General features: G+C 44.5%; 7 protein-coding genes. 4 read left to right on the forward strand and 3 right to left on the reverse strand.

The genetic code is table 11. The features are described 5' to 3' along the window. Positions 1-109: 109 nt before the first annotated feature. Entirely contained in the window at positions 110-1,150 is a 1,041-nt protein-coding gene (gene bioU / locus F6K20_RS14285) for a (S)-8-amino-7-oxononanoate synthase BioU (RefSeq protein ID WP_009149222.1), read from the reverse strand. An 85-nt stretch (positions 1,151-1,235) separates the two neighbouring features. Here bioU and F6K20_RS14290 point away from each other — a divergent pair, with 85 nt between their 5' ends. From F6K20_RS14290 to F6K20_RS14305, 4 genes are all read left to right on the forward strand, one after another. After that, positions 1,236-1,415: a hypothetical protein gene (locus tag F6K20_RS14290; protein ID WP_154659884.1), complete on the forward strand. Its 180-nt coding sequence runs from the start codon at positions 1,236-1,238 to the stop codon at positions 1,413-1,415. 379 nt (positions 1,416-1,794) lie between these two features. Continuing rightward, the gene (locus tag F6K20_RS14295; RefSeq protein WP_044494432.1) at positions 1,795-2,004 is read left to right on the forward strand and encodes a DUF2997 domain-containing protein; all 210 of its coding nucleotides are present in this window, start codon (positions 1,795-1,797) and stop codon (positions 2,002-2,004) included. 39 nt (positions 2,005-2,043) lie between these two features. Next, positions 2,044-2,430, forward strand: a complete 387-nt coding sequence (locus tag F6K20_RS14300; RefSeq protein ID WP_009149212.1) for a DUF1257 domain-containing protein — start codon at positions 2,044-2,046, stop codon at positions 2,428-2,430. Then, positions 2,430-2,882: a ferredoxin gene (locus tag F6K20_RS14305; RefSeq protein ID WP_009149209.1), complete on the forward strand. Its 453-nt coding sequence runs from the start codon at positions 2,430-2,432 to the stop codon at positions 2,880-2,882. The genes F6K20_RS14300 and F6K20_RS14305 overlap by 1 nt, the downstream gene beginning before the upstream one ends. 121 nt (positions 2,883-3,003) lie before the next feature. On the opposite strand, the gene F6K20_RS14310 is transcribed toward F6K20_RS14305, so the two are convergent. After that, positions 3,004-4,473: a zinc ribbon domain-containing protein gene (locus F6K20_RS14310; RefSeq protein WP_287295059.1), complete on the reverse strand. Its 1,470-nt coding sequence runs from the start codon at positions 4,471-4,473 to the stop codon at positions 3,004-3,006. Between the two features lie 334 nt (positions 4,474-4,807). Then, a complete protein-coding gene (locus F6K20_RS14315) occupies positions 4,808-8,125 on the reverse strand; it encodes an NACHT domain-containing protein (RefSeq protein WP_287255221.1) in 3,318 nt (1,105 codons plus the stop codon). Positions 8,126-8,419 lie beyond the last annotated feature (294 nt).

An 8,419-nucleotide genomic window follows, 5' to 3' on the forward strand; every position in this document is an offset into this window, starting at 1 on the left:
TCCCAACCCGGGCGAAGAAGCGGAAAATCATGGCAAGTCCGCCCCTAACGCACCCTACGCACTGTTCCCTACTCCCTACTCCCTACTCCCTACTCCCTAAAACCAATGACTATTTCACAAACTGGGGCATGACTTCAGCAGCAGTCAATAGACCATAAATCCCCTTGTGATGTAGGGAAACTCCTGCTTTTAGATAACCAAAGGCGGGACCACAGACATTAGCAGCCATGCTGGTTTCATCACCAAGGGTAAAGGTGTGAGTGGAAATTTTACCCTCAAAGGTGCGACCTGTGATTTGGACATTGGTACTGAGGGGTTTTTTAGGATTGCGGGTATCAACAACACCACCAACAGAAACGCGATCGCGTGAGCAAATCCCTGCTAGTTCCAGCATCACATCATCAGCATGTTCCATATTCTCTAGGCTGATGATGCCATCGGTTTGATCTAATAAGGCTTCGACCTCAGCATCACTCATGGCTTTGGCTCGTTCTACATCGTAACCAGGAAGGTGAGCAATATCTTCTCGAATTGTTGCTCGATAGGCTTCCCAGTTAGCAATCCCTACCCCAAAGGTAATGTTGACACTGTGAATCTCGGCATAGCTTTGAGATGCGATCGCAGCAGCAGCGGTCAATAGTCCTGGAGTAGCACCGCAGCCAGTCATATAGGTAATTCCAGCTGCTTGCAATTCATCTTGCAGTTGCAACAGTTGTTCTACAGCACTAGTGCGCTTGAGAGCATCTACTAAAACTCCCTGCCAACCCGATTGAATAAATTGCTTAACCACCGATGCCATAAAGGTATTGGGTAAATTTGGCAGTGCTAGGAAATATCCATCTACTGTCGCGTTTTGGATTAACTCTTCGATACTCTTGCTACTTAAGGTGCCACCTGGTTCTACATAACCCAAGGAACCTTGGGATTGGTAGGTCTGGATACAACGCTCAGGGTTTAACCCAGCTGCGTCATAAACATAACCTTTCCGGTCAGCTGCTGCGACCCAAAGCATTTCTCCCTTAGGAGCTAACACTCTGGTAGCGGCTTGACCTAATCCCCCAAAGCCTAAAACCCCTACTCGTATTCGCTCTAATCCATTGGGATTAGCGGTTTTGGGGTTATTTACACCTCTGACTTGCGTTTCACTCATAACGGTTATTAAACTATCTCGCTGAACTTTAATAATTCATACTTCATACTTCATACTTTGCCCAGTCCCCTAGATTCTCTACATTTTGTTAATATCAGCCGTCAGCCGTCAGCCGTCAGCCGTCAGCCGTCAGCCGTCAGCCGTCAGCCGTCAGCCGTCAGCCGTCAGCCGTTGGCCTTTGGCCACGCTACGCGAACAGATGTCAGATATAGGCCAAGGCTTTTGGCTGAGAGCTGATAGCTCAGAGCTGATACCTGATACCTGAGAGCTGAGAGCTGAGAGCTGATCGCTGATAGCTGATACCTGATAGCTGAGAGCTGATCGCTGATAGCTGATACCTGAGAGCTGATAGCTGAGAGCTGATAGCTTACTTGTTAACAAACCATTTTTGGGTTATCCCACCCCTTGACTGATAGCAAAAGTTACGAGAAACTAACAAAATATTAAAGTAAACACTCGATTTACTATAAACTTATGTTAATGTTGTTTGCGCCATGATCTGAATTATTATCATTTGATTAGTAACCAGCTATAGCACTGGTCAGTGATCAGTGATATCAATCCAGGATTTAGATACTCCTGGACTGGTGCAACAACCGGTGCCACAACCTGCAACTAGGGATAAACCGAGCACTAAGGCGACTATGGAAACATTAGAGTTTGTAATTTATCCAGATGGTCGAGTCCAGGAAAAAGTCACTGGGATCATCGGAGCCTCTTGCGCAGAGGTAACAGCTGCTATTGAAGCTCAGCTAGGACAAGTCGTATCTGTTGAGAAAACATCAGATTACTTCGACCAAAAGCTTGAACTGTCGGCAACAGCCACAACTCAAGCTACCGTTAGCCATTGGTAAATTTGTGTTCCAGTTAGTAAATTCGTTTTATTACCAAAAATGTCTCATTTCAGCACTATCAAAACCCAAATCCGTAACCGTTCATCCTTAGAAACTGCTTTAAATGACTTAGGGATTGATTGGGAATCTGGTCCTAGCCCTGTGCGCGGTTATCAAGGTCAAACTCGCACTGCTGAAGTAGTGATTGAGCAAGAGAATGACTACGACATCGGTTTTAGTTGGAATGGTAACGCTTACGAACTAGTTGCTGATTTTCAGTATTGGCAACAGCCTTGGTCTGTAGATGGTTTCCTACAACGGGTAACCCAGCGTTACGCTTACAACACAGTAATTAAGGAAACTGCTAAGCAAGGCTTTGAGGTTGCTGAGCAACAAGATAATAAAGATGGTTCAATTCGTTTAGTTGTACAACGCTGGAGCGCGTAATGTCTGAGTTCTCACCGACGCCAGAGTCAGAGCGTTCGGGTTTGGAACCAGAGTTAGGGGGTGTCTTTCGAGATGCTCCAGAGCGTTCTGGTTTTGAGCCAGAGCTAGGGGGTATTCTGCGACAAAAAGGTGTTTACGTTGATGAAATTACCTGCATTGGCTGTAAACACTGCGCCCACGTCGCTCGAAATACGTTTTATATGGAAGCCGACTACGGTAGATCCCGGGTTTTTCGGCAAGATGGGGACCCAGAAGAGGTGATACAAGAAGCGATAGACACTTGTCCAGTAGATTGTATCCACTGGGTTGATTACACTAAGCTTAAAAATCTAGAAGACGAGCGACAATATCAGGTAATTCCTAGAGCAGGATTGCCCATTGACCGCAGTATTGTTGCTGCCAAAATTAAGGAGAGGAAGCTGGCAAGGAAGCGTAGGAAAAAACGAACCTAGGGATACTCTTAAACCGTAATTAATCGGGATAATCCCGGATAAGACGGTCAAGGTGCATTTTATTGTGGTCTAAGTGAGGGGTGGTCATCGGCAATTGGAGTTAAGCCTGCCACCCATCTATTTAGACGTTCCTGGCATCCCGACCAGGAGTTCCTTGAAAGCCCGAGCAAAGCTCATGTTTACAATCAAGCCATCCAAGCTCAATTGCATCAAGCAAACTCAGTCCCATCCCTTCCAAGAAACGCGCGGTACGGCGCAATAATACTGCCTGCACCTCGGTTTTATTCATGTACCGGGTAATGTCCTTGTCCGTACCTCTATCAAGGACGTTTTTGGCAGCATTATAGTCAGCCTGCAACACGACCCCATCAAATCCGGTAAAATTGTCCCCAGTCCTTTTCCCGAGAAGGGTTCCATTTCTGGAGTCAACTTGCGACGTGTAACTAGGTTGAACTTCTGTAACAACCGACCCAGTCCAATTAGCCCACTTCTGTAAGGAGTCCCGCATTTGACCCTTCATCCAACTATTAAGCTTACGGGACATGGCCTTGGACTGACGTTTATTTTTTATTGGTTGTGTTAAATCTTCCGCAAAAACTTTCAACGATTCACCATTAAAAAGAGATTTAGAAGCGGCTCCTATAATGGCTTTAAGTTCCGATTGATTTTGTCTGTAGCGTTTATTTTCTGTCTTTCGACTAAGATTGTTTTTCAGTATTCGAGCAGATCTAGATGGATTTAGTTCCTCTAGCTTTCTATGAAGTGCCCATAGTTTCCCTCTATTGCGATTCTTGGCACATATTCTATCTGATTTCTTGGTAGTTTCTTTCCCTAGTCCCTTCCCATGGGCGTGACCATCCGAATCATAGAAAGCTTCGGTGTATCCCTTGTCTACTCCTACACTCTTGAGTTCAGATGGTATTTCTACGGTTCCATGGTCTACTAGAAAATGAATCTCAAATCTTGGCAAAACGTGATTATGTATCAACCGAATCTGTCCTTTCAGTTTTCGGTTAGATCTAACGATTACCTTGTTCCTTTTTCCTCTTCTCAACCCAGCTAACTCTAACTGATAAGTGTTGCGAGAAAGTTGCTTACAGGTATAACCTCCCTGTTGATAGACTATTTGGTTCTTAACCCAAGAATGCCCACGTTGGTATTCCTTCCTGACAAACCTGTGTAGTAAAGGATTTTCTAGGAAAGCTAAAGTTTTGAGCTGTCTACAAAGCTCTTTTCTTCTCTTTTGGTTGTATGTACCAGAGAACCTTTTGTAAATCCTTTTGACAACGGCCTCAGTGCAAGCTGCTTGTTGGGCTGTGATTGCTTTCGCTACATCACTGACTGTCCATTCCATTAGTTTTGAAGGTAGTCCCAGGGATTCGGGAGTCCTAAAACTCCTTACTTCTGGGTACGCCTTTTTCCAATCTAGTCCCCAATGGTTAATACTTCCCAGCTTGTTGTAGGACTCAGCCCTGACGATACCCAGCTTTTTCATTACCTGCAGCAATTCAAGTTCAACCGACTTTGTCATCCCTGCCACAGGGACGACTTGAGTCGATATCCTTTTTGTTACTCCTTCTTTTCTTGGCATCGTTAGAGCTGGATTCTACACTTCAATTATACTCTAGCGCTAAGTAAATGTCAATGTCCATTTTGTGGTATTAAATACCGATTTATCCCTATTTTTAAGGGTTTAATTGCGAGGCTTAATGCGATCGCTCTTTGTAATTAATCCTCGATGGCTTAGAGCTGTTGAGGGTTTTGTGTTGTTTTAGAGTAATTCTTATTTGGGTAAAGTAGAGAATTTTGGGATTTTAGGGAACAGGGAATAGGGAACAGGGAACAGTGAAATGCGATGCTCAGCAAAGAGCCGCTACGCGATCGCATCCAACAACAACAATACCGTAAAAATGCACAAGATTATATTATACCACAAACATATCTTTATTTCTAATAATATCAAAAACTCTTTGGCTCTCTTTCTTACTACTCCCGACTCCCGACTCCCGTCCTACGACCAAATCCCACAGCACATCAATACCACTGCCCACATAGTCTGAATCCTGGTGTTGTTCAATCCATTTAATCACACTAGGGATAACATGATTGGATGTTTTGCCTAATTTACCCAAAGCTTCGCTTGCGTCCCTACGCACATAATAATCATCATCCTGAAGCAGTGCTATGAGGGCGTTGACTACGGTTTGTGAGCTGTTGTTCAATCTGCCCAAGGCTATGGCTGCGTTCCTACTCACATAATAATCATCATTCTGAAGCCGTGCTAGGAGGGCATTAACTACGCTTTCTGAACTGTTTTCCAAATTGCCCAAGGTTCTGGCTGCGTCCCTACGCACATGAGAATTGTGATCCTGAAGCCCTGCTAGGAGGGGGCTGACTACGGTTTCTGAGCTATTGCCCAAATTGCCCAAGGATTCGGCTGCCTTCCAACGCACACTAAAATTCTGATCCTTAAGCCTTGCTAGGAGGGCGTTGACTACGGGTTCTGACCTGTTGCCTAATTTTCCCAAGGCATAGGCTGTCCACCCACGCAAATCAGAATTCTCATCCTTTAGCTGTGCTAGGAGGGTGCTGACTAGGGTTTCTGAGTTGTTGCCCAATTGCCCCAAGGCATAGGTTGCCTCCCAACCCACAGTAGAATTCTCATCCTGAAGACGTGCTATGAGGGCGCTGACTATGGTTTGTGAACTGTTGCCCAAATTGCCTAAGGCACGAGCTGCCCTCCAACGCACATGAGAATTGTGATCCTGAAGCCTTGCTATGAGGGCGTTGACTATGGTTTCTGAGTTGTTGCCCAATCTGCCCAAGGCTTGGGCAGCCTTCCAACGCACACTAACATTGTGATCCTGAAGCTGTGCTATGAGGGCGTTGACTACAGTTTCTGAACTGTTGCGCAATTCGCCCAAGGCTTGGGCAGCCCTCCAACGCACACTAACATTGTGATCCTGAAGCTGTGCTAGTAATATTGTTATTACCTGATCTTTTTCCCCTAACTCGGCTCTATAGTTCAACAATCGCAGCTGATCAATCCAATCCGATCCCGTAGCGTGGCCGTAGGCCAATCGCTCCTTCAACAATTCCAATACCTGTGCTTGAAAATCCGTTTCATACAAACTACAAATTATTTGATAAACCTGCTCGTAAACCCTCTTGCCAACCGGCTCTTTAGTACTCACCTCCAACTCAACCAACCCCTCTAAAATCTCTTGCACTAACTCACCATCAGCACCACGCAAATTTTTCGGGTCTTCTGCCAAACAATTACCAGCAAATAACAAATCCCGATGTAACCACTGCTCATATTTACTATTATTATTCAATACTGCCCGAATCGCTTTCGCGGCATTTTTCGGTTTTTGTTGTGCTATTAGCAATAATAACACTTCGCGCCAGTGGGAGTCATGTAAATGCTCCCGAATCTGATTCAAAACAATCCGAAAATCATACTCATTTTCTGCATGATAGTCAATTTCTTCAGCACACAAATATTCTTGAAAGCTCTTATGGACAAACCCATAACAATCTTGCCCCTGCTCATTCAATAAACCAGTGCGATCGCGAATCAAGGTTACAAATGCTTCTGCTTCTTGTTTGGCTTGATATAACTGCACCTGCTTTAAAGTTTTAATCTCTTTGCTCAACTGCTTAATCAAATCATCACGGTTAATTAACGTACTGCCTTCGTTATCTTCACTATTTCCTTGGCCATGAATCCAATAAGCTAACAATTCCATCAATCGGCGCAAATCATAGAAATCTAGATATTTAAATAGTCCCTGATTGCTGATTTCTTTGTTAGCATCCCAAGAGGTTAACAAGGTTTTGACTGCACAATTATAAAGCTCAAACCGTTCTTTGGGCAATACCGCTTGATACCGATGGATTAATGCAATAATTGTCAACAATAAGGGATTCCGTGCCAACAAGGTAATCCGGTCATTATCATTCAGCGCCTTTCCTAAACTCTCCTTGCGCCTTTTGGCTTCTGCTTGGTCTTGAAAGCGACTGTTATACCAGTTCTCAATAAATGCCGAAATCTTTTGGTCATCAAAGGGTTGGATTTGATAGTGGGGAAATTCCTCAGTGCGGAAAAAGTCGCGCCGATAACCAGCCGGTCTAGATGTAATAATAGCGCGATTTCTGTTAAACTGTCCTAAAAAATTCTCGATGCGCTTGACTACATCATGGCGTTTAGCCTCTTCTGCTACTTCATCCAAACCATCCAGCAATATCAAGGCTCTACCATCAGATAACCAATGCTCGAAAAATCCCACTGGTAACGGTTTCACTGACATGGTGTTTTCCGCAAATATCCGAGCATAGTCGATCAGGCTTTTATCGAGATGTCTGGCAAAATCTCGCATCCTGATTAAAATCGGTAGCCAGTCGGTATCACCATCTAATCCCAAAATGTCAGGATTTTGCTGAGCTAATATTACCGCAAAATAGCTCATCAAGGTGGTTTTACCAGAGCCTGGCGCACCCAGGATTACCACTCTTCTCGACTGACTTTGGCTCAATAACTGCTGAGCCAAGAATTTCCGGCCAGTTGTCTTTTCCAATAGCAGCCTTTCTGGCTTTTCCCCACTACCGGCTGCTAACAACTCCCGCTCCCAAGCGCCAGCAGTTGATACGTCTTCCACGACATCTGGCATTACGAAAATCTGGGCTAACTTCTCCGATTTTTCTACTTCTTGCCCAGGCACAGCAATGCCAGCAAATTTGACATCATCAAACCAGTTGGCTAACTGCTCACAATAATCCTGTTTAGCTACCTGAAATTTAAGATAAGTATCCGTGTGCTGAAAATAAGCATTAATAAATGTCTCTATCCAAGGCTTGAGACTGTCTTGATTTAGTTTAATAGTCTTGGCTTCAGCTTGTTGTTGAAATACGGTGCTTAAAATATCCCGGTCTGGCTTACCTTGATTAAGTAAGGGTTTCTGTAATTCCGCCACAACAGCAGAATGAGTAAAATAGTCGTTCAAAAACCGATTAACTCCATTCCAGCCATCCGGGGGAGCGTGAAAAAATAAGCGCTGTTGACTATCCAGTTGTTTGTCCCATTGATCAACGGCTTCTGCTCCCGCTTTGATGGCTTTTTCGATATCGCTTTTAGTCAGAGATTTAACTATATGCTTCCCTGCTTCTTTAGCAACAATACTTAACAATGGTGGCGCTATTTGCGATAGTTCTAAACTAGCCAAAAGGGACAATGCTGCCATAATTTATAGGTAGTTATGTTCGATTAGTTTAATTATAGCAATTTAGGGAGATTTGATCCCCCTAAATCCCCCTTAATAAGGGGGACTTTCTAGATCAATTTCCGGACTCCCCCCTTAGTTCTTTGGGCGGAAGGGGGACAAACTAGATCGATTTCCGGACTCCCCCCTTATTAAGGGGGGCAGGGGGGGATCGAGTTAGGAAAGGGAACTCTTTGAGTTTACTCCGCCCTTAGTTATTTGGGCGGAAGGGGGACAAACTAGATCGATTTCCGGACTCCCCCCTTATTAAGGGGA

This window comes from Moorena sp. SIO2C4 (assembly GCF_010672485.1).
Lineage (GTDB): Bacteria > Cyanobacteriota > Cyanobacteriia > Cyanobacteriales > Coleofasciculaceae > Moorena > Moorena producens.